At 69.7% G+C, this 26,104-nt stretch carries 24 protein-coding genes; 21 read left to right on the forward strand and 3 right to left on the reverse strand.

The window, feature by feature from the left end; genetic code table 11:
* Nucleotides 1-456 precede the first annotated feature (456 nt).
* The 20 genes from FK256_RS08265 (at nucleotide 457) to FK256_RS08360 (ending at nucleotide 22,721) form a co-directional block, all read left to right on the forward strand.
* Nucleotides 457-1,323 (forward strand): tetratricopeptide repeat protein, encoded by an 867-nt coding sequence (locus FK256_RS08265; protein WP_141424629.1) that lies wholly within the window; start codon nucleotides 457-459, stop codon nucleotides 1,321-1,323.
* Complete coding sequence (locus tag FK256_RS08270; RefSeq protein WP_021607221.1) at nucleotides 1,320-2,420, forward strand: HAD-IIA family hydrolase; 1,101 nt, start codon at nucleotides 1,320-1,322, stop codon at nucleotides 2,418-2,420. Before FK256_RS08265 ends, FK256_RS08270 begins: the two co-directional genes overlap by 4 nt.
* Before the next feature lie 76 nt (nucleotides 2,421-2,496).
* On the forward strand, nucleotides 2,497-2,760 hold the full coding sequence (locus FK256_RS08275) for a hypothetical protein (RefSeq protein WP_244936289.1): 264 nt from the start codon (nucleotides 2,497-2,499) through the stop codon (nucleotides 2,758-2,760).
* 1 nt (nucleotide 2,761) lies between these two features.
* Nucleotides 2,762-3,634: a TlyA family RNA methyltransferase gene (locus tag FK256_RS08280; RefSeq protein ID WP_039894633.1), complete on the forward strand. Its 873-nt coding sequence runs from the start codon at nucleotides 2,762-2,764 to the stop codon at nucleotides 3,632-3,634.
* Nucleotides 3,635-3,747: 113 nt separating this feature from the next.
* On the forward strand, nucleotides 3,748-4,674 hold the full coding sequence (locus FK256_RS08285) for an NAD kinase (RefSeq protein ID WP_244936327.1): 927 nt from the start codon (nucleotides 3,748-3,750) through the stop codon (nucleotides 4,672-4,674).
* The gene (recN, locus tag FK256_RS08290; protein WP_141424429.1) at nucleotides 4,671-6,527 is read left to right on the forward strand and encodes a DNA repair protein RecN; all 1,857 of its coding nucleotides are present in this window, start codon (nucleotides 4,671-4,673) and stop codon (nucleotides 6,525-6,527) included. Before FK256_RS08285 ends, recN begins: the two co-directional genes overlap by 4 nt.
* Nucleotides 6,524-7,729, forward strand: a complete 1,206-nt coding sequence (steA, locus tag FK256_RS08295; RefSeq protein WP_141424430.1) for a putative cytokinetic ring protein SteA — start codon at nucleotides 6,524-6,526, stop codon at nucleotides 7,727-7,729. The genes recN and steA overlap by 4 nt, the downstream gene beginning before the upstream one ends.
* Nucleotides 7,730-7,786: 57 nt before the next feature.
* The gene (locus tag FK256_RS08300; protein WP_141424431.1) at nucleotides 7,787-8,716 is read left to right on the forward strand and encodes a copper transporter; all 930 of its coding nucleotides are present in this window, start codon (nucleotides 7,787-7,789) and stop codon (nucleotides 8,714-8,716) included.
* A gap of 117 nt (nucleotides 8,717-8,833) precedes the next feature.
* On the forward strand, nucleotides 8,834-9,772 hold the full coding sequence (locus tag FK256_RS08305) for a hypothetical protein (RefSeq protein ID WP_141424432.1): 939 nt from the start codon (nucleotides 8,834-8,836) through the stop codon (nucleotides 9,770-9,772).
* On the forward strand, nucleotides 9,772-11,433 hold the full coding sequence (murJ, locus tag FK256_RS08310) for a murein biosynthesis integral membrane protein MurJ (protein WP_141424433.1): 1,662 nt from the start codon (nucleotides 9,772-9,774) through the stop codon (nucleotides 11,431-11,433). Before FK256_RS08305 ends, murJ begins: the two co-directional genes overlap by 1 nt.
* Nucleotides 11,430-12,590: a glycosyltransferase family 4 protein gene (locus tag FK256_RS08315; RefSeq protein WP_141424434.1), complete on the forward strand. Its 1,161-nt coding sequence runs from the start codon at nucleotides 11,430-11,432 to the stop codon at nucleotides 12,588-12,590. The genes murJ and FK256_RS08315 overlap by 4 nt, the downstream gene beginning before the upstream one ends.
* Nucleotides 12,591-12,659: 69 nt before the next feature.
* Nucleotides 12,660-14,474, forward strand: coding sequence for a CTP synthase (locus FK256_RS08320; protein WP_141424435.1), 1,815 nt, complete (start codon nucleotides 12,660-12,662; stop codon nucleotides 14,472-14,474).
* A 53-nt stretch (nucleotides 14,475-14,527) separates the two neighbouring features.
* A complete protein-coding gene (locus tag FK256_RS08325; RefSeq protein WP_141424631.1) occupies nucleotides 14,528-15,199 on the forward strand; it encodes an NUDIX domain-containing protein in 672 nt (223 codons plus the stop codon).
* A gap of 724 nt (nucleotides 15,200-15,923) precedes the next feature.
* Entirely contained in the window at nucleotides 15,924-16,658 is a 735-nt protein-coding gene (locus FK256_RS08330; protein ID WP_009233189.1) for a helix-turn-helix transcriptional regulator, read from the forward strand.
* On the forward strand, nucleotides 16,655-18,094 hold the full coding sequence (sufB, locus tag FK256_RS08335; protein ID WP_021607209.1) for a Fe-S cluster assembly protein SufB: 1,440 nt from the start codon (nucleotides 16,655-16,657) through the stop codon (nucleotides 18,092-18,094). Before FK256_RS08330 ends, sufB begins: the two co-directional genes overlap by 4 nt.
* Nucleotides 18,095-18,187: 93 nt before the next feature.
* Nucleotides 18,188-19,465: a Fe-S cluster assembly protein SufD gene (gene sufD / locus FK256_RS08340; protein WP_021607208.1), complete on the forward strand. Its 1,278-nt coding sequence runs from the start codon at nucleotides 18,188-18,190 to the stop codon at nucleotides 19,463-19,465.
* 68 nt (nucleotides 19,466-19,533) lie between these two features.
* Complete coding sequence (gene sufC, locus FK256_RS08345) at nucleotides 19,534-20,283, forward strand: Fe-S cluster assembly ATPase SufC (RefSeq protein ID WP_141424436.1); 750 nt, start codon at nucleotides 19,534-19,536, stop codon at nucleotides 20,281-20,283.
* 155 nt (nucleotides 20,284-20,438) lie between these two features.
* Nucleotides 20,439-21,791, forward strand: a complete 1,353-nt coding sequence (locus FK256_RS08350; RefSeq protein ID WP_141424437.1) for a SufS family cysteine desulfurase — start codon at nucleotides 20,439-20,441, stop codon at nucleotides 21,789-21,791.
* A 2-nt stretch (nucleotides 21,792-21,793) separates the two neighbouring features.
* Nucleotides 21,794-22,270: a Fe-S cluster assembly sulfur transfer protein SufU gene (sufU, locus tag FK256_RS08355; RefSeq protein ID WP_021605405.1), complete on the forward strand. Its 477-nt coding sequence runs from the start codon at nucleotides 21,794-21,796 to the stop codon at nucleotides 22,268-22,270.
* A 55-nt stretch (nucleotides 22,271-22,325) separates the two neighbouring features.
* A complete protein-coding gene (locus FK256_RS08360) occupies nucleotides 22,326-22,721 on the forward strand; it encodes an iron-sulfur cluster assembly protein (RefSeq protein ID WP_141424438.1) in 396 nt (131 codons plus the stop codon).
* A gap of 105 nt (nucleotides 22,722-22,826) precedes the next feature.
* On the opposite strand, the gene FK256_RS08365 is transcribed toward FK256_RS08360, so the two are convergent.
* The gene (locus FK256_RS08365; RefSeq protein WP_141424439.1) at nucleotides 22,827-23,222 is read right to left on the reverse strand and encodes a DUF488 domain-containing protein; all 396 of its coding nucleotides are present in this window, start codon (nucleotides 23,220-23,222) and stop codon (nucleotides 22,827-22,829) included.
* A gap of 75 nt (nucleotides 23,223-23,297) precedes the next feature.
* On the opposite strand from FK256_RS08365, the gene FK256_RS14770 reads away from it, so the two are divergent.
* A complete protein-coding gene (locus FK256_RS14770) occupies nucleotides 23,298-23,420 on the forward strand; it encodes a hypothetical protein (RefSeq protein ID WP_280525787.1) in 123 nt (40 codons plus the stop codon).
* 42 nt (nucleotides 23,421-23,462) lie between these two features.
* Here FK256_RS14770 and FK256_RS08375 read toward each other — a convergent pair whose 3' ends face one another.
* Entirely contained in the window at nucleotides 23,463-25,091 is a 1,629-nt protein-coding gene (locus tag FK256_RS08375) for a hypothetical protein (protein ID WP_141424440.1), read from the reverse strand.
* Entirely contained in the window at nucleotides 25,088-26,086 is a 999-nt protein-coding gene (locus tag FK256_RS08380; protein WP_141424441.1) for an ABC transporter ATP-binding protein, read from the reverse strand. Before FK256_RS08380 ends, FK256_RS08375 begins: the two co-directional genes overlap by 4 nt.
* Between the last annotated feature and the right edge of the window lie 18 nt (nucleotides 26,087-26,104).

Raw genomic sequence — 26,104 nt, forward strand, 5'->3', positions numbered from 1 at the left:
CGGCATCGTCGGGACAGTGACCGTCACGGCTTCGGTCGACGCAAGCGCTTCGATGACGGGGACGACCGTTCTCGTCGCAGCCATCACTCCGGTTGGAGCAGCGACTCGCACGATGGGCGGAGGCGTTCCCAGGGCCGCATCCGCGATGAGGGCGGGACCGGCGCAGAGCACAGACGGCGGGATGACTGGCGCGCAGAGCGCCGTAGGGACGGAGGCTCGGACGAACGGCGCCCAGTCCGCGGTGATAACAAATCTGGGCGTTCCAACAGCCGCTCCGGAAGCGGAGGCCCCAGGGAGGGGAAGGACGAGCGTCGAGGTCGCCCGCCGCAGCGCCAGCGCATCCCCGAGCCCAGTATCCCCGACGACGTCGAACCGGGCGACCTTGAGCGGGGCGCAAAGGGCCAGCTTCGTGCCCTGGGACGCGCCAATGCCGAGAACGTCGCCCGCCACCTGGTGATGACTCAGCGCCTGCTGGACGACGACCCTCAGACCGCCTACGAGCACGCACGCTATGCCGCCTCCCACGCCGGGCGCGTCGCCGTCGTACGCGAGACCGCCGGCATCGCCGCCTACCTCGCGGGACACTACAGCGAGGCGCTTCGAGAGATCCGCGCGGCCAGACGACTCTCCGGACTCGACCTTCACCGAGCCATCGAGGTCGACTGCGAACGAGCCCTAGGCCATTTGGACAAGGCCCTCCAAGCGGCTAAAGCGACCGACCCGCGTCAACTCGACGAGATCGAGCGAGCCGAGCTGGCCATGGTCGTCTCCGGCCTCCGTCACGAGCTGGGTCAGACCGACCTCGGTCTCATCGTCATCGAGGACGCCATCCGAGCCCGCCCCTCCGACAGCGACACTCTCAGGCGCCTGCACTCCGTACGCGCCGACCGGCTCGAGGAACTCGGCCGTCACCAGGAGGCCGCAGCCGTGCGGGACCGCATCGGCGCCGAGCCGATCGAGGAGGACGAGGTCGAGGTCTTCGATATCGAGGACGACTACGATGCCGAGATGCAGGAACAGGGCTCCCTGGGGGCCGACGATCGGGCCGGGGGCGCTGAGGCCCCAGCCGCCTCAGAAGCGCCTACCGGGGGCCAGCCGTCGGACCTCGAACCTGCCGACCAGGAGGACGCCGAGTGGCCACAGTCCTTCGCCGAGCGCGTCGAGGCAGAGATGACCGAGCTACTGGAGGCCGCCGAGGACGATTCGGTGTCCTCGACAGCAAATGATGCGGATGGGCCGTCGCTTGATTCCCCAGATGACGCGGCCGGCACACCGGACCCGATGATGACTGCGACCGACGACCTCCCTGAGGAGCCCCGATGACCCCGTCCCAGCAGACTTCCGCCGACGCTCCCGCCACCCTCCTGGGCAGCGAGCGGCCCCTGTGCACCGAATACGATGTCGCACTGCTTGACCTCGACGGCGTCTGCTTCGCCGGTGAGGCCCGAGTCCCGCACGCCGCCGACAACGTCAACGCCGCCCGCGCCGCCGGCATGCGCCTGTCCTTCGTCACCAACAACGCCTCGCGGGCGCCTCAGACGGTCGTGGACAAGCTGGCCGCCAACGACATCATCGCCGAGACCACGGAAATCTTCAGCGCCGCCATGGACGCGGCCGCGATGCTCACCGAGCATATCGAGCCCGGCTCCACCGTCCTCGTCGTCGGCGGCGACGGCGTACGTCAGGCCCTCTTGGACGAGGGCTTCCAGGTGACCGGCAGCGCACAGGACGGCCCAGTCGCCGTTGTCCAGGGATGGGACCCGGCAGTCGACTGGGCTCTCCTGTCCGAGGGCGTCTACGCCATCAACGCCGGCGCCCTCCACGTGGCCACCAACCTCGACGCAACCCTGCCGACCGAGCGGGGCTTCGCCCTGGGCAACGGCAGCCTCGTGGCGGCCGTCGTCAACGCCTCCGGCAAGGAGCCCCTCGCAGGGGGCAAGCCCTTCCCCGGAATCTACACGCGCGCCCTCAAACGCGCCGGCGGTACGAGGCCGCTGGCCGTCGGGGACCGCCTCAACACCGATCACGTCGGTGCCCGGGCCGCCGGCATTCCCGGGCTCCACGTCCTCACCGGAGTCTCAGACGCGCGTGATGTCATCACCGCTGCGGCCACCGAACGTCCCAGCTTCCTTCACACCGACCTGCGCGGCCTGACCGAGCCGCATCCCGAACCCGTACGAGTCGAGCAGGGCGGCCAGCAGTGGTGGCAGGTCGGCGGCCGGCGCGCCCGCGTCGTCGACTCCGGGCTCGAACTGCAGGACGGGGGAGCCGTGACCTCCCGGGACGGCAGCCCGACGAGCATCGACCTGGACTCCTACCGGGCCTTGGCCGTTGCCGCCTGGGACTGGGCCGACGCCCAGGAGGCCCGGGGCGGGGCCACTGCACTGGATCTTCCCGACATCGAAGTCGTTGCTCCCTGAGAACCCGGCCGAGGTCGGGAATACTCCGCGGGAGGGAAAGAGGCGTAGCAGCAGCGCGCATGCCAACCACGTCGAGGTGAGTCAGGAATTGAGCCACAACGAACCGGAAGCCGCCAACCGGGGGGCCCCGCTGACGGGTGCGCCCGCAGGTCCGGCGAATCCCGGGCCTCCGCTGCCCGCGCCCTCGCGCGCCGACGCCGCACTGGCCATGGCCCACGGCTTGACCGACCACACCGATCGGCTCACCGGGATAGGGCAGATGCCCTTGGAAGATCGGGCCGCCGCCCTTGGCGCCATCCACGAGGAGCTCGCCTCTGTCCTGCATGAGGCGGAAGGCTGACATGGCCAGACTCATCCGCATCGACTCCGAGCTCGTGCGCCGTGGACTGGCCCGCTCCCGCAGCCACGCCGCCACCCTCATCACCGACGGACACGTCACCCTCGACGGCGCTGTGGTCACCAAGCCCGCCCGGCAGGTCAACCCGGCGCAGGCCATCGAGATCCACACCCCCAGCGGAGACGACTACGTCTCGCGTGGCGCCCACAAGCTCGCCGGCGCTCTGGATGCGCTGGGTGAGCGCGGTCTGGCGCCTCGCATCGAGGGCAGACGCTGTCTGGACGCCGGCGCCTCCACTGGCGGCTTCACCGACGTCCTCCTGCGCCGCGGCGCCGAGCACGTCGTGGCCGTCGACGTCGGTTACGGCCAGCTGGCCTGGTCCTTGCGCTCTGACCCCCGCGTCAGTGCCCTGGACCGCACCAACATCCGCACACTGGACCCCGCAGCCATCGCCCCGGCTCCCGGCCTGGTGGTGGGCGACCTGTCCTTCATCTCCCTGACCCTGGTGCTCGAGCCGCTGCTGCGCGCCGCCGCCGACGACGCCGACCTCCTGCTCATGGTCAAGCCCCAGTTCGAGGTGGGCAGGGACCGGATCGGGCACGGGGGAGTGGTGCGCGACCCGGGGCTCCACGTGGAGGCCGTCCTGACCGTGGCCGAGCGCGCCCACTCCCTGGGGATGGGCGTCGACGCCGTGACCGCCTCCCCGCTGCCCGGTCCCGCCGGCAATGTCGAGTACTTCCTGAACATGCACGCCTCCCGCGCCGGGGGCCCCGAGGACCTGCGTGGAGCCCAACTGCGCGCCCAGGTCGAGCGCGCCGTCGCCGAGGGACCCGCCGCAGACGACTCCCGCCGAAGCAGAACAAGGACCCACATATGAGCAAACTGAGCCCCGCAGGTACCGCCGGTCCGACTGAGTCGGTGGAGCCGGCCCACCCCGACTCCTCGGGGCGGCCAGGAGCGCATCCTCGCCGTCAGAAAATCTCCCGCGTCATGCTCCTGCAGCGCGATCTCAATGACAAACCCGTGCCCGTCCCCAGGCCCAGCGCGCCCACGGCCACCGCCGTGGCCCGGGCTTCGGCGGCGCTGCGCGCCCACGGAGTCGAGCCCGTCGGACCGGAGTGCACCGCCCATGTCGACCTCGTGCTCGTGCTCGGGGGCGACGGAACGATCCTGCGCGCCTTCGAAGCCGCCCGCGAACGCGACATCCCCCTGGTGGGCATCAACACCGGGCACGTCGGCTTTCTGGCCGAGGCCGACCCCGACGGCATCGAGCAGGTCGTCGCCGACCTTGTCGCAGGCCGCTACACCGTCGAGACCCGCACCACCTTGAACGTCGAGGTCATCTCCCCGGATGGGACTGTCTCCCGCGAGTGGGCGCTCAACGAGGCCGCCCTGGAGAAGCGCGACCGGGCACGCATGCTCGAGGTCGCCATCGGCGTCGACGGCCAGGCCGTCTCCTCTTTCGGCTGCGACGGCCTCATCATGTCCACGCCCACCGGCTCGACCGCCTACGCCTTCTCCTGCGGCGGTCCCGTCATCTGGCCCGAGGTCGAGGCTCTGCTGCTGGTGCCGGTGGCCGCGCACGCACTGTTCACCCGTCCCCTGGTCCTGGGACCCGAGTCGTGCATGGAGGTCGTCATCCAAAGAGCGGGCTTCGGGGCCGCCGAGATCTGGTGCGACGGAAGGCGCAGTCTGGACGTGCCCGTCGGCGCCCGGATCCGCGTCAGCCGCGCGGAGCGCCCGGTGCGCCTGGCGCGATTCAACGAGGCCCCCTTCGCCAGCCGCCTGGTGCGCAAGTTCGACCTGCCCGTGGAGGGCTGGCGGGCCTCCAATGCTGCCGATGACGCTACGGACGATCCGGAGGATCAGCCGGCCGTCGTAGCGGGCGGCCGGCCGCCCGCGGGAGGGCCAGCGTGATCGAGTCCCTGCACATCGAGGACCTCGGCGTCATCGAGGAGGCCGATCTCCCCCTCAGTCGCGGCCTGACCGCCCTGACCGGTGAGACCGGCGCCGGCAAGACGATGGTGCTGACCTCGCTCGGGCTGCTGCTGGGCCAGCGCGCCGAGACCACCATCGTGCGCACGGGCTCCCAGCGCAGCCTGGTCGAGGGCGCCTTCCTCGTCGACCCCGACTCGCGCGCCGCCGCCCGCGCCCTCGAGGCCGGCGCCGACCTCGACGACGACCTCCTCCTGGCCTCGCGCACAGTCCCGTCCACCGGCCGTTCCCGCGCCTACCTGGGAGGCCGCTCCGTTCCGGCCTCGGTCCTCAGCGAGGTGGGAGGCCGGCTGGTCTCCGTCCACGGCCAGGCCGACCAGCTGCGGCTGCGTTCGGCGGCGGCCCAGCGCGCCGCCCTGGACTCATTGGGGGGTCCCGACCACGCCGCCCTGTGCCGCCGCTACTCCCAGGCCTACCAGGCGCGCCGGCAGGCGGCCCACGCCCTCGAGGAGTGGCAGGCCTCGGCGCAGGCCAGGGACGCCGAGGTGGCGCAGCTGCGCACCTGGCTCAATGCCCTGGAGGAGCTCGACCCCCGCGGCGGCGAGGACCGGGACCTGACGGCGGAGGCCGAACGGCTCGACCACGCCGAGGACCTGCGCAGAGCCGCCACCGGGGCCCGCACCGCCCTGAGCGGGGAGGATGCCGCCGTCGGGCAAGCGCCCGACGTCGTCTCGCTCATCGCCTGCGCGCAGCGCGATCTGGCCGCCGAGTCCGACCGCGACCCTGCCCTGGCCGAGCTGGCCGCACGCACCCAGCGCCTGGGTATCGACGCCGCCGACATCGCCGCCGAGTTGGGAGGCTACCTGTCCTCTCTGAGTGCCGACCCCGCCCGCCTCGCCCAGGTCCAGGACCGCCGCGGTGAGCTCGCCCGCGCCTGCCGGGAGATCGGTGGCCCCCAGGAGCAGCTCGACGACGTCGACGCACTCCTGGCCTGGGGCGAGCGCGCCGCCGCGCGCCTGGGCGAGCTCGACGGGCCCCAGGACACCGCCGCAGTGCTGGCCGAGCGCCTGGCCAAGGCCGATAAGGAACTGGTCGATGTCGGCGAGGAGCTGAGCCGGGCGCGTCGACTGCTCGCCGAGAAACTGGAGGAGGCCGTCACCGCCGAGCTCGAAGGCCTGGAGATGAAAGGGGCGCAACTCGTCGTCTCGTTGGACCGACTCGATGAGCCCGGGCCGACCGGCCTCGAGAGCGTGGCTCTCGAGCTCGTCTCCCACCCCGGCGCCCCCGCCCTGCCCCTGGGCAAGGGAGCCTCGGGAGGGGAGCTGTCGCGCATCATGCTGGCTCTGGAGGTGGTCCTCGCCGACGCCTCCGCCTCGGCGCGCCCCGCAACCCACACCCGAACCCTCGTCTTCGACGAGATCGATGCCGGTGTGGGAGGGCGCGCGGCCAGGGAGATCGGTCGGCGCCTGGCGCGTCTGGCGCGCCATCACCAGGTCGTCGTGGTCACTCACCTGGCCCAGGTTGCGGCCTGGGCCGATACCCACCTGGTGGTGCGCAAGGAGACCGTTTCCGACCCGGTGACCGGATCGGAAACCGGATCCGAGCCCCCGGCCCCCGTTCTCGACGCAGCGCTCTGGGGGCCCGCCGAAGAGCCTCGGGAGAATGTGAGAAAGTCCGAGCCTGGACGCACCCGCACGCAGGTCCTCGTCGTCGAAGGCCAGGAGAGAGAACGCGAGCTGGCCAGGATGCTATCGGGCCACGAGGACTCCCAGGCCGCGGTCCGGCACGCCGCTGAGCTTCTCCGGGAAGCAGTCGTGGGACAATCCGAGCCGTGAAGAATCCCTTCCGCAGAAAGTCTGGGTCTGTCCCCGAGCATCCCAGCGGTGTCGTGCGCGTCGATGCGCGCACGAAGAAGCTCACCAAACGCCTCCAGCCCGGTGAGATCGCGATCATCGACCACACCGACATCGACCGGGTGGCCGCCGAGGCGCTGGTCGAGTGCGGCCCCTCCGCAGTCCTCAACGCCTCCCCGTCGATCTCCGGGCGCTACCCGAACCTCGGGCCGGGAATCCTTCTCGATGCGGGTATCCCGCTCATTGACGATCTGGGCCCCGATGTCATGCGTCTGCACGACGGCCAGCGTGTCGCGGTTGAGGACGGCACCGTGCGCATCGACGGCAAGGAACAGGTCATCGCCGAAGGGACGGTCCAGACCAAGCAGACCGTCGCCGACGCCATGGAGGAGGCCCAGAAGGGACTGGCCGTTCAGCTGGAGGCCTTCGCCGCCAACACCATGGAGTACATGCGCGGCGAATGGGACCTGCTCCTCAACGGCGTCGGCATGCCCACCCTGTCCACCCAGATGAACGGCAGACACGTCCTGGTCGTCGTGCGCGGCTACTCCTACAAGGAGGACCTCCAGGCGCTCAAGCCCTACATCCGCGAGTACAAGCCCATCATCATCGGTGTCGACGGGGGAGCCGACGCCGTCCTGGAGGCCGGTTTCAAACCGACGATGATCGTGGGAGACATGGACTCCGTATCCGACAAGGCGCTCGCCTGCGGCGCCGAGATCGTCGTCCACGCTTACCGCGACGGGCGTGCTCCGGGCCTGGCCCACGTCGAGGAGCTCGGGGTCGATCATCACGTCTTCGCCGCCACCGGCACCAGTGAGGACATCGCCATGCTCATGGCCGATGAGGCCGGTGCCGAAATCATCGTGGCCCTGGGAACGCACGCCACCTTGCTGGAGTTCCTCGACAAGGGACGCGCCGGCATGTCCTCGACCTTCCTGACCCGGCTCAAGGTCGGCGGCCGGCTCATCGATGCCAAGGGCGTCTCCCAGCTCTACCGCACCCGCATCTCAGGATGGTGGCTGCTGCTCCTGGCTCTGTCGGGCACCTTCGCCCTGGCAATCGCCCTCATGGCCACCCCGGGCGGGCAGACCTTCCTAGGACTGTCCGGTGCCGTGTGGGACGACATCGTCAACTTCTTCCGCTCACTGGTGGGTCTGGCCCCGAACTCGCCCACCGTCTAACGACTCCCGCCCATCCGAGAGGCAGCCCCTCTCACGGTCATCCTCAAGGTCTCAACCATGATCGACTTCCGCTATCACCTGGTATCGCTCATCTCCGTCTTCCTGGCCCTCGCCGTCGGCGTCGTCCTGGGCGCCGGTCCGCTGCAGAACTCACTGGGGACCGCTCTCAACGACCAGGTCACCGCCCTGCGCGAGGACCGCAACGCCACGCAGACCAAGCTCGAGCAGACCGAGACGGCCGTCAACGAGCGCGACTCCTACATCACCCAGGCCGCTGCCAGCCTTCTGCCGGGAAGCCTGGCCTCCAAGAACGTCGCGCTGGTGCTCCTGCCCGAGGCCAAGGCCGAGGACGCCGATGCCGTCGCCACCCAGCTCAAGACCGCCGGCGCCTCCGTCACCGGCCGAGTCAGCCTGACCACCACCTGGGTGGACCTGTCCCGCGAGAGCTATCGCTCCACCTTCTCCAGCCAGATCCAGGGCAACCTGGGCAGCACCGGCTCCAAGGACGCCAACGGCATCCTGGGCGAGGGGCTCGCCAAGGCTCTCACCAGCAATGACGACTCCTCCCGAGCCCTCATGGACCTGCTGTCCGTGGACACCTCCGGTACGCCGTTCGTCACCGTGGACTCCACTCCCACCGGCCCGGCCGAGATGATCGTCGTCGTTGGCCCCCGCCCCCAGGCGGCCTCCGCCAAGCAGGCCACGGTCGAGGCTTCCCCGGGCCAGGACCCCAAGGCATGGGCCAAGGCGCTGGCGGGCACGGCCTCCCGGGCGACCACGGTCGTCGTCGGTTCCGCCGACGGCGACGACAACGTCGTGGCCGTCATCCGCTCCGAGGGCGAGAAGATCACCACCGTCGACTCAGTCGGCCAGATCGCCGCTTCTGTCTCCACGCCCCTGGCACTGGCTTCCACCCAGGCGGGAACCGTGGGCCACTACGGCTTCGACAAGGGCGCGGACGCCGTCATGCCGCCAGTGACGAAATAGTTTCCATAGCCTTCATAGCTCTCATAGCCCCTAGTAGCCCTATGGTGCAGATGGCTCGGGCCCGTCGCAGGGGCGCTGTCGCGGCGATTCAGACGCACCCTGCCTTAGGCTGAGACCATGGCTGGCACGATCACGCGAGTAAGCACCTGCGCCCGACGCCTGGCGCAGGCGGGGATCAAGGCGGCGGGCGTCACCCTGTCCTGGTCCACCTCCCTGGCGCCCATCGCCCAGAGCCTGGAGCGGACCAACTTCCACGGGCGCACCGTGAACCTGCGCGGGGGCGTGGGAGTCGCCGCCGGGTCGGTCATGGCCGCGATCGAGACCGGCCGGCTCCTGCGCGGCGCATCCGCGTCACGCTCTTCGGCACCGCGCAGCGGTTCACGGGTGCGACTCGCCGCCGTCTTCGCGACGACCGCCGGAGGGTGCGCCGGACTGGTCGACGACCTTGACGCCGGCGCCCATGACGGCGACGCCCCCGTCAAGGGGCTCAAGGGCCACCTGACCGCGCTTGCCCGCGGATGCGTCACCACCGGGGTCCTCAAGATCGCCGTCATCGGCTCGGGAGCTCTCGTCGGCGGGGTCCTGCTGGCCCGTGACCGCAGCGCGGCCGCAGGCGGACGGGCACTGGCTGCAAGCGCCGTCGACGCCGCAACGGGCGCCGTCGTCATCGCCTCCTGGGCGAACCTGCTCAACCTCCTCGACCTGCGACCCGGCCGGGCGCTCAAGACCGCCACCATCGTAAGCACCCCGTTGCTGGCCACCCCCGGGCACGGCGGCGAACCCACCCGACTGCTGGCCGCAGGCGCACTGGGGATCAGCCTCAGCGCCCTGCCCGAGGACCTCCTGGAGAACACGATGCTGGGCGATACCGGGGCCAACGCCGTCGGCGCCCTGTTGGGAACCGCCCTGGCCAGCCACCCCTGCCGGGCGGTGCGCGCCGGAGCCGCCCTGAGCGGTGTGGGCCTCATCCTGGCCAGCGAGAAGGTCTCCTTCTCCCGCGTCATCGCCGACACCCCGGCCCTGGCCGCGCTCGACGGGCTGGGGCGCCGCCCCTGATGACAACCCAGCAACGCCGCGGCGGCCTACTCTCGGTGGCCGGGTCAGTCGCCGGCCTGACCCTCCTGTCACGCGTCCTGGGCTTCCTGCGCTGGCTTGTCCAGGCCGCCACCGTCGGCACCGGCACGGTGGCGGGCGCCTACACCACGGCCAACCAGCTTCCGAACACTCTCTACGAGGTCGTCGTCGGTGGCGTCCTGGCAGCCACCGTCGTCCCGCTCCTGGCCGCCCCGATCGCCGCGGGCAGGCGCGAGGAGGTCACCGCCACTGCCTCCGGACTGTTCGGACTGGTCCTGGCCGTCCTGACCCCACTGTCCCTGGTCCTCATCGTCCTCGCCACCCCCATTGCCGCCCTGTTCCCCACCTCCCAGGGGGTCGACCCCGCGCTCCAGCACGAGCTCGTCGCCTCCTTCCTACGCATGTTCGCCCTCCAGGTGCCCATGTACGGGGTGGCGGTGGTTCTCACCGGTGTCCTCCAGGCCCACAACTGCTTCACCTGGCCCGCCCTGACACCAATGCTCTCCAGCCTCGTAGTCATGGCGACCTACGGCCTCTACGGGGCGCTGGCTGGCGGCGACGACGCGGCCTCCGGCCCCGCCCTGCAGATCCTCGGATGGGGAACGACTCTCGGAGTTGCAGCACTCAGCCTGCCGCTGCTATGGCCGGTCTACCGACTAGAACTGGGACTGCGCCCCACCCTGAGGCTGGGCGGTTCCCAGGCCCGGCGGGCGCTGCGCCTGGGCGGAGCCGGAGTGTGGACGATCCTGGCTCAGCAGCTGAGCGTCCTGGCGGTCCTGGCCCTGGCCCGCTGGGGAGGACAGACCGGCACGGCAGCCGTCTACCAGTACACGCAGGCCGTCTACGTCCTTCCTTACGCGGTGCTGGCCGTCCCGGTGGCCACCGTCCTCTACCCCCGCCTCACTGCAGCCTTCGAGGCCGCCACCCACCAGCGGGCCGCGTCCGGCACCGACAGCGTGGACAGCACCGTCACCAGCCTGGTCGCCACCTCGACCGCTCTGGTCACCGCCGTCGCCGTCGCCGGGACGGCCATGCTCCTGGCCGCCAGCGACGCCGCCGAGCGCTTCTTCTCCTTCAAACAGGTCGATGGGATGGGGCAGACTCTGGCCGTCCTGGCCCCAGGACTGATCGGCTACGCCCTCATCTACCAGGTCACCCGGGTTCTCTTCGCCGCCGACCGCTCCCGGCCCGCCGCACACGCCACTGCGGCGGGATGGTTGACGGTCGCACTGGCCTCCACTGCGTGCGTGCGCCTCATGGCGCCGTCGGGCGGGGACGGTAGAGCCACCCTCGTTGCACTCGGAGTAGGCACCACCGTGGGAATGACGGTTGCGGGAGTCGGCCTGCTGACAGCCCTGGCCCGCATCATGGGAGTCCGGGTGCTGCGCCCGATCCTCACAGCCCTCGCCACGGGGCTCCCGGTGGCCCTCGCTGCCGGTCTGGCGATCCGGGTGGCAACCACTCACGTGGCCTCCCTGACCCTGGCGGTTCTGACCGCCGTGGTGGGGGCGGTCGCCGCCGCCGGCGTTGTCCTGGCGGCGATCCACCTGGCCGACCGCAGCCTCCTGAGGACTATGCGCAGCGCCCAGGCGGCGCCCACGGACATGTGTAACCCCGCGGACAAGAAGAAGGAGAAGGCATGAGCACCAGCGCCGTCAGCAGCTCGAAAGAGGCCGACGCCCCGCAGCAGACCGTTGGACGCCTGCGCATCCTCCAGGTCAGCGGATCGGCCGCCGGAGGGGTCCGCACGCACCTGGCCGACTGCGCCCGGATCCTGGCCGCTGACGGGCACGACGTCATCGTCGAGGCCCCCGCCGTGGTCCTGGACGGGCTGGACCTCGCCCCTGCCCGCGCCGAGGCACTCGAGATCGGTGCCCGTCCGAGTCTCGGCGACTCTCGCGTCGTGGCCAGGCTGCGTCGCCTGGGGCACCGGGCCCATACCGTCCACGCCCACGGCCTGCGCGCCGGTGCCCTGGCCGCCCTCGCCCTGGGCCGACGCAGGCACGGTCGCACCCGGCTGGTCGTCACCCTCCACAACCTCACCGTCGGAGGCCGCCTGACCACCCTGGTAGGGCAGGGGCTTGAACGCCTCATCGCCTCGCGCGCCGATCTCGTCCTGGCCGTCAGCCCCGACCTGGCCAAGCGGGCGCGGGGCCTCGGTGCCGCGCGCGTCGAGCTCGCCGTCATCCCCGCTCCGGTCCCGCATCCGTCCTCCGAGCCGACGTCCTCGGGCTCCACGGCGCCGGAGGATGTCTGGCCCCAGGAGGGTGCCCGCATCCTGACCGTCGCCCGCCTGGCGCCGCAGAAGGGCCTGTCGCTGCTCCTCGACGTCGCTGCGGCCCTCTCCCTCGAGGTCGAGGCCGGACGCCTGCCAGCCTTCACCTGGGCCCTCGCCGGAGACGGCCCCGGCCGCGAGGAGGCCGCCGAGCGCATCGCCGCTGAGCATCTTCCGGTGACCCTCCTGGGACGGCGGTCCGACGTGCCCTCTCTCATGGAGACCGCCGACGCCGTCGTCCAGACCAGTCTGTGGGAGGGCCAGCCCCTCACCATCCAAGAGGCCCTGCGCGCCGGTGCTGCGATCGTCGCCACCGACGTCGGCGGCACCGCTGTGACCGCCAGGGGAGGGGCCATCCTCGTCGCCCCCGAGGCCCAGGCCATCGCCGGGGCCCTCACCGAACTCCTGACCGGCCCGCAGGCACGCTCCCGAGCTCAGCAGAACGCCCGCGAGGCCGCGCGGAAGCTGCCCGGCCACGATGACCTGGCCACCCAGCTGCGCCAGGCGGTTCTGGCTCAGGACTGAGCGCAGATGACGTAGGCAGGACGCTAGTGCGTCGGCCAGGTTTCGTCGGACCTGCTACGTTGAAACTCCGTGATCAACGCAGCCTCACGTCTTCAGCCCACCCAGGTTCCCGTACCGCGCCACATCTTCGTCACCGGCGGTGTCGTCTCCTCCCTCGGCAAGGGATTGACCGCCTCGAGCCTGGGGCGGCTCCTACGGGCCCGCGGCATCAGCGTTGTCATGCAGAAGCTGGACCCCTACATCAACGTCGATCCTGGCACGATGAACCCCTTCCAGCACGGCGAGGTCTTCGTCACTGACGATGGCTCCGAGACTGACCTCGACATCGGGCACTACGAGCGATTCCTCGACGTGAACCTCTCCGGCAAGGCCAACGCCACCACCGGACAGGTTTACTCCACCGTCATCGCAAAGGAGCGGCGAGGGGAGTACCTCGGCGACACCGTTCAGGTCATCCCGCACATCACCGATGAGATCAAGCGAGTCATGCGCGCTCAGGCCGAGCCCGACGACGACGGCAACCTCCCCGACGTCATCATCACCGAGATCGGTGGCACCGTCGGCGACATCGAGTCCCAGCCCTTCCTCGAGGCCGCCAGACAGGTGCGCGCCGATCTAGGGCGCGACAACGTCGCCTTCGTCCATGTATCCCTCATCCCCTTCCTGTCCGCCGCTGGAGAGCTCAAAACCAAGCCCACCCAGCACTCGGTGGCCTCACTGCGCAACATCGGGATCCAGCCCGATGCCCTCGTCCTGCGCACCGACCGGCCCCTTCCCGAGGGCATCAAAGGCAAAGTGGCACTCATGTGCGACGTCGACCGCGACGCCGTCGTCGAGTGCAAGGATGCCGCCAGCATCTACGAGGTTCCTCCGATCCTCCACCGCGAGGGCCTGGACGCCTATCTCGTCCAGCGACTGGGCCTGACCTTCCGCGACGTCGACTGGACCGAGTGGAACAGCCTGCTCGAACGCGTTCACGCTCCCAGGCACCGCCTCGAGGTGGCGCTCGTAGGCAAGTACGTCGACCTGCACGACGCCTACCTGTCCGTCTCCGAGGCGATCCGTCACGGCGGCTTCGCCAACCACGCCCGCGTCGACATCCGCTGGGTGGCCTCCGACATCTGCGAGACGCCTGAGGGAGCCCAGCGTGCCCTTGCTGGCGTCGACGCGATCGTCGTACCAGGAGGTTTCGGCGTGCGTGGGATCGAGGGCAAAGTCGGCGCTCTGCGCTGGGCCCGGGAGCACCGCGTCCCGACCCTTGGGTTGTGCCTGGGGCTGCAGTGCATGGTCATCGAGGCCGCTCGCAATCTCCTGGGCCTGAGCGCGGCCTCGTCCACTGAGATGGAGCCTGACACTCCTGATCCGGTCGTGGCCGCTATGGATTCCCAGCGCCAGATCGTCCAAGGTGACGGGAGCTTCGGAGGCACCATGCGCCTGGGCTCCTACCCAGCGGTTCTGACGGAAGGTTCGATCGTCGCCGAGGCCTATGGAACCAATGAGGTCAGTGAGCGCCACCGCCACCGCTTCGAGGTCAACAACGGCTACCGGGAGCGCCTGGCCTCGGTGGGGTTACGCGTCAGCGGTACCTCCCCGGACGGCCGCCTCACTGAGTTCGTTGAGCTCGACCGCAGTTGGCACCCCTATTACGTCGCCACCCAGGCCCATCCCGAGTTCCGGTCCCGCCCCACCCGGGCCCACCCGCTGTTCACCGCGCTTGTGCGCGCAGGACTGGATCGTCGTCGGGAGGTCTACGCCTCTCACCGGAGTGGGGAACACGCTGTCCCAGACGATGAGCCGGCCGAGCGCTTCACCGGTGCCAACAGCGGTAACAGCGATACCATCAAGTACGCCGATGCGCGCAGCGATGACGCGGACAACGAGTGAAGGAGCCAGGCGTGGACAGGACGGACAGCAGGGCCGCCAAGAACGACGACGTCGTGAGTGACACGAGCAGGCTCGTCGACGTACGCGAGTCAGGTCGGGAGCTGGTCTCCAGCGAGCGGGTCTGGAGCGGGCCGATCTTCGCCGTCGACGCCGACCACGTGCGCCTCGCCCCCGGCCAGGAGCCGGTCGCCCGCCAGGTCGTCGTCCATCACGACGCCGTCGCCGTCATCGCCCTGCGCGAGGGGCCGGACTCCTCCCAAGCCGACGGCGCCCCGGAGATCCTCATGATCCGCCAGTACCGCCACCCCGTGCGAGCCTGTCTGTGGGAGATTCCCGCCGGCCTGCTCGACGTACCGGGAGAGGCTCCCGCCGTCGCGGCCGCTCGCGAGCTCGCTGAGGAGACTGACTACGTCGCGGCCACCTGGAACACGCTGGCCGAGTTCTACGCCTCTCCCGGCTTCACTACCGAGGGGGCCCGGATCTTCCTCGCCCAGAACCTGAGCCTGCTGCCCGAGGAGAGGCGGACCCCGCGCGAGGCCGAGGAGGCCGAGTTCGTGCCCACCTGGGTGCGCCTCGACGAGGTCCTCGACGCCGTCATGGACGGGCGTCTGCACAACCCCTCCACCGTGCTGGGGATCCTGGCCACAGCCCAGGCCCGCGCTCGCGGCTGGACCGAGCTGCGCCCCGCCGACGCCCCCTGGCTGCGCAGCCCGGAGAGCATGTAGTCGGGCCTGAGAGGCTGCAGTCCCTATAGCGGACAAGCGACATGCTCCGGAGAAAACGTGGTTGGACCTGAGCGGCCGTGGCCCCCCGAAGCTGTCCTCACCTTGCGCAGGTACGGGCTCACCCAGCAAGGGCCTGCTCAGTGTCCGAAACGACCATCTCACGCACCGTTCCAACGAATTACCCCAACGAGAAACACGAGCCAGCCCAAACTGTGCAACTCAGGCCGGGTGGCGAGGCAGGTGCCGGGTCGCTTCTGCCTGGATCAGCCTGCTCAAAGCGGCCTCCACGGTTACGTCGGACCGCGCCGGCCGAGCTCGGGAACGTACCTGTCGATCGAGAACTGCGTTGTCCCGCAGACGACTGGGGTCTGCCCCCAGTCGTCTGCGGGAGAAGTACGTTCTGGATGGGAAACGCAGTTCCCGATGCGCACGACCGGGCGCCCTGAGCGCCGACTAGTTAGGCATTCCTGGGTAAGGGTTACCTTTGATTGGGTAACGTGTTCAATCCCACCTCGCGACGTCCCGTCATGAACTTGCCAGCGTTGAATTCGGCAAGCATGATCTTGGTTAAACTCGTGGCACGACGACCAGTGACGCCCCGCGGCCGATCCTGGGCCGGCCCCCAAGCCGGTTCTTGGGAGCTCTCGGCCAACAAGGACGTGGTCGAACCGGCCGTACACGATCAGGCAGCGAGGCGTCGCAGCGACTAAGGGGAGGAGCAGTCATGGCGCAGAACGACGATGACTCTACCCGGGCGCGCGTTCTCGACCTCATTGCTGAGAAGGGGCCGGTCTCGGCGGCCCAGCTCGCCAAGGTCCTGAGTCTGACGCCGGCCGCGGTACGCAGGCACATCACCGCGTTGGAGGAGGCCGAGCAGATCGAGGTCCACAGTCCCGCCCTCTCGGGCAAGCGCGGACGCGGGCGTCCTGCTCGGCACTATGTCCTCACGCCCAAGGCCCGCACCTCCTTCGCGGAGGGCTACTCCGACCTCGCCAATCGCGCCCTGCGCTACCTGTCCCAGGTCGCCGGAGACAAGGCGGTCGACTCCTTCGCTGCGGCACGGGGGCGTGACCTCGAGCGTCGCTACGCCGCCGTCGTCGAGTCGGCGGGCAAGGATCCTTCGGAACGCGCTCGTGCCCTCGCCGACGCTTTGACCCTCGACGGATACGCCGCCTCGGTGCGCGACGTTGGGGACGGCTCCTTCGCCATCCAGCTGTGCCAGGGCAACTGCCCCGTGCGCGACGTCGCCGGGGAGTTCCACGAGCTGTGCGACGCCGAGACGCAGGCGATCTCCCGTCTCGTGGGCGTCCCTGTCCAGCGCCTGGCCACCCTGGCCGGAGGCGAGCACGTCTGCACCACCCATATTCCGATCGCCATACCCGCGCTGCGCAAGCGCGCTGTCCGGGCGGCGGCTAAGACGCGAGGCCTGGAGGCCAAGCGAATGGAAGGAACCCGATGACACTGCCAACAACCGAGACTGCGCGTAGCACCGACGACGAGATTATCGACTCGATCTCAACGAGCTACGACTTCGGCTGGCACGACTCCGACGAGGCCGGCGAGAAGGCCAAGCGAGGCCTTGATGAGCAGGTGGTCCGCGAGATCTCCGCCATCAAGGGCGAGCCCGAGTGGATGCTCGCCAAGCGCCTTAAGGCCTACTCCACCTTCGAGCGCAAGCCCATGCCCACCTGGGGCGTGGACCTGTCCCAGCTCGACATGGACGCCGTGAAGTACTACGTGCGCTCCACGGACCGGCCGGCCAACTCTTGGGACGACCTGCCCGAGGACATTAAGAACACCTACGACCGCATCGGCATCCCCGAGGCTGAGCGTGAGCGCCTCGTGGCGGGCGTAGCTGCCCAGTACGAGTCGGAGGTCGTCTACCACCAGATCCGTGGCGACCTGGAGGAGCAGGGGGTCATCTTCGTCGACACCGACACCGCCGTGCGCGAGTATCCCGAGCTCGTCAAGGAGTACTTCGGGACCGTCGTCCCGGCCGGTGATAACAAGTTCGCCGCCCTCAACACGGCCGTGTGGTCCGGAGGCTCCTTCATCTACGTCCCCAAGGGCGTCCACGTCGAGATCCCGCTCCAGGCCTACTTCCGCATCAACACCGAGAACATGGGCCAGTTCGAGCGCACGCTCATCATCGCCGACGAGGACTCCTACGTCCACTACGTCGAGGGATGCACCGCCCCCATCTACTCCACTGACTCCCTGCACTCGGCGATCGTGGAGATCGTGGTCAAGAAGAATGCCCGCGTGCGTTACACGACCATCCAGAACTGGTCCAACAACGTTTACAACCTGGTGACTCAGCGCGCTACCTGCGAGGAGGGCGCCACCATGGAGTGGGTCGACGGCAACATCGGTTCCAAGCGGAACATGAAGTACCCGGCAGTCTTCCTCATGGGCCCGCACGCCCGCGGCGAGGCCCTGTCCATCGCCTTCGCCGGCGCGGACCAGCATCAGGACACCGGCGCCAAGATGGTCCACATGGCGCCCCACACCTCCAGCCACATCGTCTCCAAGTCGATCGCCCGCCACGGCGGACGCAGCGCCTACCGCGGCCTGGTGCAGATCATGAAGAACGCCCGCCACTCCAAGTCCAACGTGCTGTGCGACGCGCTCCTGGTCGACGAAATCTCCCGGTCGGACACCTACCCCTACGTCGACGTGCGCACCGACGACGTCGAGATGGGCCACGAGGCCACCGTCTCCAAGGTGAGCGCTGACCAGCTCTTCTACCTCATGCAGCGCGGCCTGACCGAGACCGAGGCCATGGCCACGATCGTGCGCGGCTTCGTCGAGCCCATCGCCCGCGAGCTGCCCATGGAGTACGCCCTCGAGCTCAACCGGCTCATCGAGCTGCAGATGGAGAACTCGGTGGGCTGAGGCCGCTGGGCCGGACCATCTCAGCGAGCGTCTTCAGCTTTTCGAAACACACCTGATCACATCGGCCGGGTACCGGCCAAGGAGCACCTCCACATGCCTGAACTCTCCACCGACCACTCGAGCGCCACGCTCGAGGGCGCCCACTCCCACGGCGGGCCGCGTTACGTCTCCTCGCGCGCTGATCGCCCCACCTCCTTCGACCCCGCCGACATCCCGGTGCCGCGCGGACGCGAGGAGGAGTGGCGCTTCACGCCCATGAAGCGCTTCGCCCCGCTGTTCGACCTTGACACCATCCGCACAGCCACCGCCGCAAGCGAGGCCGATGTCGCCGCCGGAGCCATCCGCGTCGAGGCCGACCTTCCCGAGGGCGCACGCCTCGAGACCGTCCCGCGCAGCGACGCCCGCATCGGCACCGTGGGCGCCCCAGTCGACCGCACCGGCGTCACCGCCTGGAACGGCGTCGAGACCGCCACCGTGCTGACCCTGGAGTCGGGCGCCCAGCTGGAGCGGGCCGCCAGACTGAACGTCGTCGGCCAGGACCCGGAGCTCGCCCGCCCCACCGCCCAGCACATCCTCGTCGCCGCCGAGTCCGGCGCGAAGGGAACCGTCGTGCTCGACCACACCGGCGCCGCCGCCCTGACCCAGGGAGTCGAGGTGACGGTCGCCGACGGTGCCGAACTCACCTTGGTGACCGTCCAGGGCTGGGAGGACGACGCCGTCCACGCCTCCAACCACCGGGTGAAGGTCACCGGCCGGGGCGTCCTCAAGCACGTCGTCGTCAGCCTCGGCGGAGACGTGCGCATCTGCCCCGACCTGGGCTTCTCCGGCGAGGGCGGGCGCATTGACGCCTACGGCGTCTACTTCACCGACGCCGGCCAGCACCAGGAGCACCGCCCCTACGTCGCCCACACCGAGCCTCACTGCTACTCCCGCGTCACTTACAAGGGCGCCCTGCAGGGCGAGGGCGCCCACGCCGTGTGGGTGGGGGACTGCCTCATCGGTCATGCCGCCCGCGGTACCGACACCTACGAGCTCAACCGCAATCTTGTCCTGACCGAGGGCGCCAAGGCCGACTCCGTGCCGAACCTGGAGATCGAGAACGGCAACATCGAGGGCGCGGGCCACGCCAGCGCCACCGGTCGCTTCGACGACTTGCAACTGTTCTACCTGCGCGCCCGCGGCATTCCCGAGGTCGAGGCCCGTCGCCTCGTGGTCCTGGGCTTCTTCAACGAGATCGTCGCCGAGATCGGCGTCGATGAGGTCGAGGAGCGCCTCATGGCCGCCATCGAGAAGGAACTCGAGCTCACCGGTCTCATCGCTGCCCGCACCGACCAGGACCCCGCGCCCAGCGCCGCTCCGGCGGCCGGGTGACGCGCCGGACCCGCACTGCGGCCCGCCCACCCGTAACCTGACCAGAATCCAGCTGAAAGAAACGTCGCATGAGCACTTTGCAGATCAAGAACCTCCACGTCCAGGTGGCCACGAATGACGGCCCCAAGCCCATCCTCAAGGGCGTCGACCTGACCGTCGACTCCAATCAGGTCCACGCCATCATGGGACCCAACGGCTCGGGCAAGTCCACCCTGGCCTACTCCATCGCCGGCCATCCCGATTACGAGGTCACCGACGGCGAGGTCCTCCTCGACGGCGTCGACCTGCTCGAGATGAGCGTGGACGAGCGGGCCCGCGCCGGCCTCTTCCTGGCCATGCAGTACCCCGTGGAGGTTCCTGGCGTCACCGTGGCCAACTTCCTGCGCACCGCCAAGACCGCGATCGACGGCGAGGCGCCCAAGGTGCGCCAGTGGGTCGGTGAAGTCAACCAGGCCATGAAGAACCTGCGCATGGACCCGGCCTTCTCCCAGCGCGATGTTAACGCCGGCTTCTCCGGCGGGGAGAAGAAGCGCTTCGAGATCCTCCAGATGGAGCTGCTGCGCCCCCGCTTCGCCATCCTGGATGAGACCGACTCCGGCCTGGACGTCGACGCCCTGCGCATCGTCTCCGAGGGCGTCAACCGCCTTCACAGCGAGTCGGACGCCGGCTTCCTGCTCATCACCCACTACACGCGCATCCTGCGCTACATCAAGCCCGACTACGTCCACGTCTTCGTCGACGGGCGCGTGGCCGAGGCCGGCGGCCCCGACCTGGCCGAGCGCCTGGAGGAAGAGGGCTACGACCGCTTCCTCGCCTGACCAGCGCTACTTGTGCGGGAACCGACGACGCGCCGCCGCATACCCGCGTCGTCGGCCCCGGCACTGACAGGGGTACTAAGGTTCCTCGTGACCTCGGTGCCCGGCCGGCGGCGAGCATGCCCGGCACAGTTCGCATCGAATCGGAAAGGCACGTCATGACCCAGTCCACGGCCCCGTCTCCGGGGACCTCCTCCGTAGGCGCGCTCAGTGCCGAGGAGGTCGCCGCGATCCGCTCCGACTTCCCCTACCTCGAGCGACCCGCCCGCAATGGTGAACCGTTGGCCTACCTGGACTGGGCCGCCACGAGCCAGAAGCCCGCTGGCGTCATCGCCACGGAGGCCGACTTCTACCGCACCTCCAACGGTGCGGCGGGCCGCTCGACCTACCAGCTGGCCGACGAGGCCACCGCCACTTTCGAGGACGCCCGTGACGCCGTCGCCTCCTTCGTCGGCGCACGCGGCGCCGAGCTGGTCTTCACCAAGAACGCCACTGAGGCCATCAACCTCGTCGCCCTGGCCATCGGGCACGCCAGCCTGGGCCGATCGGCCGCCCGCGGCGGCGCACCGGCTGCGGCCGACGACCCGGCCCAGCGCCTCGTCATCGGGGAGGGGGACGAGGTCGTCGTCACCCGCGCCGAGCACCACGCCAACCTCGTGCCCTGGCAGGAGCTGTGCGGCCGCACCGGCGCCACCCTGCGCTGGCTGGACCTGACCGAGGACGGACGCCTCGACACCGCCACGCTGGACGTCATCACCGAGCGCACACGCGTCCTGGCCCTGACCCACGCCTCCAACGTCACCGGTGCGATCACCCCGCTCGACCTCATCGCGCCGCGGGCCCGGCAGGCCGGTGCACTGGTCGTCCTGGACACCTGCCAGTCCGCCGCCCACCTCCCGCTGGACTTCCGCGCCCTCAACACCGCCGGCGTGGACGCCATGGTGCTCTCCAGCCACAAGATGCTCGGCCCCACCGGCATCGGCGCGCTCGTGGCCACCGAGGAGCTGCTGGCAGCGATGCCGCCGGTGCTCACCGGAGGCTCCATGATCGAGGTCGTCACCATGGAGTCGTCGACTTTCATGAGCGGTCCGCCCCGCTTCGAGGCCGGCAGCCAGCCACTGGCGCAGGCCGCCGGGTGGCGCGCGGCCGTGGAGTACCTCGCTGAGATCGGCCTGGACCGGCTCCACGCCACCGAGCAGGTCCTGACCCGACATGTGCTCGATGGCCTCGCCCAGGTGCCCGGACTGCGCCTGGTGGGCCCCGCCGACACCGCCGACCGCCTGGGCGTGGTCGCCTTCTCCATCGAGGGAGTCCACCCCCACGACGTCGGTCAGGTGCTCGACGCCGCCGGCGTCGCCGTGCGCACCGGGCATCACTGCGCCCAGCCGATCCACCAGCACTTCGGCATCCACGCCTCCTCACGCCTGTCCTTCGGCGCGTGCTCCACGCCCGAAGAGGTGAACCGCTTCCTGTCCGCGATCGCCGACGTCCGTCGCTACTTCCAGAGGTGAGCATGAACGAACTAGACCAGCTCTACCAGCAAGTCATCCTCGACCACTCCCGTGAGCGCCACGGCTCCGGTGCCCTCGATACCCCGGACGCCACCAGCCACCAGGTGAACCCCACCTGCGGCGACGAGGTGACCCTGGGGGTGCGTGTGAAGGACGGCAGGATCGAGGCCGTCGGCTGGGAGGGGGACGGCTGCTCCATCTCCCAGGCCTCCATCTCCGTCATGCACGACCTCGTCGACGGCGCCGACTTGGCCACCGTCGCCCGCCTCGAGGCCGACTTCGACACCCTCATGCACTCGCGTGGCAAGGGCGTCGACGACGCCGTCCTGGACGACCTCGAGGACGGAGCGGCCTTCGAGGGCGTCTCGAAGTACCCCAACCGTGTCAAGTGCGCTCTGTTGGGTTGGATGGCTCTCAAGGACGCACTGGCCAAGTCCGGCGTCGCCCTGCCGGCTGCCGAGACGGCAGATCCCGAGTAGCCCGACCGTCCCACTGCCTGACCACCGTCTGACCTCCGAGGAAGAAGGAGAAGCCATGAGCGAGAACCCCAGCGGGGTGCCGGCTGCCGCCGACAACCCCATGGCCGCCCAGCACGCACCGGCCCCCGTTGCCAGCCCCGAGGGCGTCGACGTCGCCGCCATCGAGGAGGCTCTGCGAGACGTCATCGACCCCGAGCTCGGCATCAATATCGTTGACCTCGGCCTGCTCTACGGGGTGTCGATCGAGCCCGACGGGACCGTCGTGCTCGACATGACCCTGACGACTGCCGCCTGCCCGTTGACCGACGTCATCGAGGAACAGGCCCAACAGGCCCTATCGCTCATCGCTGATAAGGTCCGCATTCAGTGGGTGTGGCTGCCGCCGTGGGGACCGGACAAGATCACCCCCGAGGGCCGCGAGCAGCTGCGCGCCCTGGGCTTCAACGTCTGAGAGCCCTCCGGAGAACACTCCCGGTCAGTTCCTGAAGCCGCCCGCACACCGGTCGCCTCCGGCGTGCGGGCGGCTTTTGTGAGCGCGACGAGGCTTCGGCCGCGCTCAGCGCAGGTCCTCCTCGATGCCGAGGATGGCCTCGCGCAGGACGCGCGCGTGGCTGTGGACGTGGTCGTGGCCGGCGAACAGGAGCGTCACTCGCCCCTTCAGGGCCTCGGATCGCAGGTGCTCGACGGCGGCGACGGCCTCGGGCCGCTCGGTGAGCTCGGCTCGGTAGGCGTCGACGAACTGGGGCCAGGGTAGGTCGCCGTGGTGGAAGGCGCGGCGCAGCTCGGTGGTGGGGGTGGCGTCCTTGGCCCACTCGTCCAGGTCGGCACGTTCCTTGGACACGCCCCGGGGCCAGAGCCGGTCCACCAGGACCCGCGTCCCGTCGTCGGCGTCGGGGTCTTCTCGGATGCCCTTGAGGATCACGTTGTCGGGAGAAGGAAGTTGATCACTCATGTCTTCGACTGTAGCCCGCTCCGCAACCAGTGCGGTGCCATCAGATCTCACAGATCTCAGTGAGCCGAGTAGCTGGTGCAGCGCTGCCGTGGTGTCCTCCAGCGCCGGTTCGGCTTCTCCGACCCCAGTGGGTTGTGGATCGACGTCGTCGAGCAGATCGAGCCGAGGCCAGGCTACTGGGACGCCTACCTCAGGTGAGCCGGCTGGGGTTCGTCAGGCCGCTGTCTCAGGCACATGGTTCTAAGAGATTGCGGATGACGACGCCCGGTGGATGAGAGATCGCTGCGAGGCGGCAACCAGCTCCATATCGCGGCGAGTCACGCAGTAGGCCGCAATCAACAGGCTGGCTGCCATGATGGCGACCAGCCACAGGCTCCCTCTCTCACCCGCCTGGGCGAGAAGACCGGCATCTCGAACCCACGTCGGAAGATCGAGGACGCCGCCGAGCTGCGCGACCCCCAGTCCCGCCAGCACCGGTGCCCAGGCGAGTCCGCGTCCCCTGGGCCAGGCCCCGCACAGCGCCGTGCCGATCGCCGCCGACGCCAGAGCGGCGGGCCACTGGCCGGCTACCAGGCGCACGGCGTCGATCATGTCCGTATCCAGCTCGGAACGACCGACGTACCCGGCCGCTAACATCGCACAGCTGAGCGTCAGCCCGGAGCCGAGCGCGGACACCAGCCATGAGGCGAGCAGAACCCGTAGGGGCCGGTTCCCGGTGGCCACCGCCGTCTCCAGGCATCCGGAGCGCTCATCCCCGCTGTAGCGCAGCGCCAGGGACACGCCCTGGGCCGCGGCCAGCGCCCCGGCGAGCTGCCCGATGTACCTCAGGAATGCCTCGCCCGGGTCGTCTCCGGATAGAAGCGCCCCCAGGGACCCTCCGCTGATACCGCCCCGCCGGGCCAGATCGACGACGCCGCCGCCCATCGACACCAGCACCCCGGCCACGAGCGAGACCAGGAGCGCCCATGCCAGACACTGACGCCTGTTGAGCCTGATGGCCAAAGTCAGTGGTCCACTGACCCTCAGCGATGACGAGCGCCTCACGGGCAGCTGCACCAGCCCCTGACCCAGATCCCTGCGAGAGGCCAGCACCCCGGCCAGCGTCAGCACGACGATGCCGGCCGCTACCGCGATGAGGATGGGGGGCCAGGAATTGTCCCCGCCGGGATCCGCCTCCGTCCTCAGACGGAAGGGTGAGACCCATCCCGCCCAGTCCCAGTCCTTGGAAGCACTCATCCCGTTGCCCGAGTACATGAGCCCCACAACTCCCAGTGCGATGCTGCGGCCCGCGGCGGCATCGGGAGCCAGCTGCGCCACGACGAGCGCCGCGAAGGACACCGTCAGACAGGTGGCGGTGAGTACCGCCCCATAGGTCGCGGCGTCGGTGCCATCCGCCTCCTCCAGAGCAAGTAGCCCTGCACCTGCTCCAATTCCCAGGAGCAGGCACTGGAGGGCCAGGGTGAGTCCCTGTCCCACCAGTCCCGCCGCAGGGCCGGTTCCCGTCGAACGGAGCAGCTCGGTGCGCCCCAGATCCTCCGCGGCGCGCGTCAGCGAGATCGAGCGCAGGGAGATGACGACGCTCAGCACCAGGCATGTCAGCCCTCCGAGCTCCCACGCCGCCATCTGGACGATGCCCGCAGAGGCGGAGAGTCCGCCGTAGAGGAAGCGGGAGGTATCGGAGACCTGGGCCGAGGCCACTGCCCGGGCCAGGTCTTCCGGTGAGGCGTAGGTGTCGCCGTAACCGGGTGCCAGCAGTACGGTCATGAGCCCGGTCACCACGGGCAGTGCCATGAGCCAGACCCGATCCTGGGATACCGCCAGACGGAATGATTGCCAGATCGCAGCGAGACTGCGCGCAGCAGCGCTCATCGTGCCGCCGCCTCGTAGTGCTGGAGGAAGACCTCGTCCAGGGAGGCCGGGGTGCAGGTGACCTCCTGAGCGCCTGCAGCCAGCAGCCGTTGCAATGTCACCGGGACGCGGTCGGCGGGAACCGAAACGCTCAGGCGCCCTTCGGCGTCGGGCTGGGGCAGGGCGGGATCCTTGGCTAGTTCCCGTTGGGCGCCGCGCTCACGGCGCGGTAATCGCAACCACCGATGTCGGCCGGAAGACGAGCTCTGCTCGGGAGGCAGCACGCAGGTGATCCGGGAGGCGCGTAGATGCCTCAGCTCCTCCAGCCGCCCCGACTCCACGGTTCGCCCGTCCTTGATGATGGTCACCGAGTCGCACAGGCGGTCGACCTCGGCCATGATGTGGCTCGACATGAGCACCGTGCGCCCCTGGCCTGCCGCGTACCGCACAGCCTCCACGAACACCTCCGCCTGGAGCGGGTCGAGTCCGGAGGTCGGCTCATCGAGGATCACCAGGTCGCATGGCGCGGCCAGCGCGGCCACGAGTATGACCTTCTGCCGGTTGCCCTTGGAGTAGGAGCGGACCGGTTTATTGGGATCCAGGCGGAAGGCCTCGATGAGGTCGGCCTCGCGCGCCCGGTCGCGCCCGCTGCGCAGGGCGGCGAGGGCATCGAGGGTCTGCGCCCCCGTGAGCGTGGGCCACAGCGCCACGTCTCCGGGAACGTAGGCGCACCGACGCGTGATCCGCTCGGCGTCGTAGCGCGGATCCATGCCCAGAACCCGCACCACGCCGCTGTCGCGGCGGTACATGCCCAGAAGGACGCGGATCGTCGTCGACTTCCCCGCACCGTTGGGGCCCAGGAAACCGTGGATCCGCCCCGTCTCCACCTCCAGGTCGAGACCGTCGAGCGCGCGGAGGGAGCCGAAGGCCTTGACCAGCCCTGAGGCATCAATGGCAGGGGAGTGATGCCGTGCGGGCAGTACGGACACTGAAGGGGAGGCTGCGATCGTTGGCATGACCCCAGGGTGAGGTGT

Source organism: Actinomyces johnsonii (assembly GCF_006546835.1).
GTDB lineage: Bacteria > Actinomycetota > Actinomycetes > Actinomycetales > Actinomycetaceae > Actinomyces > Actinomyces johnsonii.